General features: G+C 36.4%; 1 pseudogene. It reads right to left on the minus strand.

Annotated elements, in window-relative coordinates:
* A pseudogene (locus HMPREF2737_RS11645) lies at positions 1 to 1,856 on the minus strand (hypothetical protein); the annotation flags it as partial.

Consider the following 1,856-nt stretch of genomic DNA (forward strand, 5'->3'; position numbering starts at 1 on the left):
CTGCTCCTGTTACATCATCCTCAGTTGTTGGTGTTCCGTAATCTTTTGTTACACCTTCTGTTGTTGGTTCATAAACATTGTTGTCTTTTGGAGTACCAACTACAAATGAATCTGCTCCAACGTCTTTACCACCTGTAACTAAAACTACAGTGTATATATCGCCATTTTGCGCTGAGGCTGGAACAGTAAATTGACCCTTTTGCTCTCCATCAGTAAATGAAGTAATATCATCTGTTTTAGAAACAACATTTCCGTTTTTATCTCTCCACTCGATATGAGTAGGAAGTGGTGATAATTGAGTACCACTTAAATCAATTTGAGCTACATCACCTGGTCTAGCCGGTTTAGTAGTATTGTTGTAATTAGTTATGTCAATTTTAACATCGTTTTGAGGCACTAATGCAAAGTTTAAATTGTACCACATAGGGTTAACTATCAAGTTTTGTCCTGGTCTAGTTTGAGGAACAAATGATGAGTTAGCCATTGGAGATCTAAATTGTGGTGATGTGAATGAAGAGTATGCGTTTTGAACTTCTCCATTTGGATTAACCACATAACCATACATATATTTATCATTTAGAGTTCCGTCTGGAAAACGCAACGTATATCTACCATCTGAATCAGTTTCACCATATACTGTTGCAGAAATATATTCAGGATGGTCACTTAATAGATTTTTAGCTGCATCAGCTCTTTCAGATTCAGGTAAACTATCTACAGCAGCTTTATATGCTTGAACACCTTCGCTAGTAAGTGATGACATAACTACTGTATAGCCTGGAGCAACTTTATCATCCCCAGATAAGTTTGGACCAGTTGCAGAGTTTGCTAAATCAACACCAGTACCAGTTTCTAACCAAACTTTTCCAGAAACTGTATTTTTGGCTTTTGTATTTGTAGCTGCGTTACTAATCGGTCCTTGAGTATCATGAATCCATTGATCTTTACTTGTAGTCATGTAATCAGATGTAGGTTTAACGCCCATGTAAATACCAGTACGTTGCATGTTTTTACCGATTAATGGAAATTGACCAATATTATTATCAGTTACTGAATATACATAAGAACCAGGGAAGAATCCACCTGCTTGACGTAACATCGTTACAGTATTACCATTCTTAGTTTGATAATCCTCAATCCATAATTTATAATACTGACCGCTAGTCGCTGAATATTTATGTTCTTTACCGTTTGCATCAGTATAGGCTTGTCTTAAGTCAAACGCATAAGCACCAGGTCCTACTTGTGAACCACCTGACGTTGATAAAGAATTGTTAGTATGCGCTCTATAGATTGGAGATACTACACCATCTTTATCAATCCATTGCATATAAACAGGTGTTCCTTCAGGAACAGGAGTTAAACCATTTGACATAGTTGCAGGTGTACCTTGATCAACTACCCAAGCACGTCCTGATAAAGTATTAGCTGCATTAGTAGCATCAGTTTGACTTTTAATGTAACCATTAGCAAGCGCATCAGCATCTATAATTTTACTATTATCTTCAGCTACCGCAGCTGCCGCAATTCTAATTTTATTAGCTAAAGTTCTAGTTCTAGTATTATTATTAGTAGTCGCTTGGCTTGAAGTGTTTGAAAATGTTGCTACTGGATTTTCATTTTTATTATTTTGATAATCTTTTTGGATAAGTGCTGCAATAGCGTCAACCTCACTAGCATTGCTTGTATTTACTCCAGCATCGCTAAGTGCACTTATTGTTTCTTCATTTGAAACACCAAGATTTTGAGAAATATTTTGAACAGATTGGTTTGAATCTTTATCTATTACCGTGGATCCCTCTGTTGTACTTTCTTCACTTGTTTTCTCTTCTGTTGATGGTTGTTCTGTTGTGCTT

The organism is Staphylococcus sp. HMSC069D12 (assembly GCF_001810405.1).
Lineage (GTDB): Bacteria > Bacillota > Bacilli > Staphylococcales > Staphylococcaceae > Staphylococcus > Staphylococcus haemolyticus.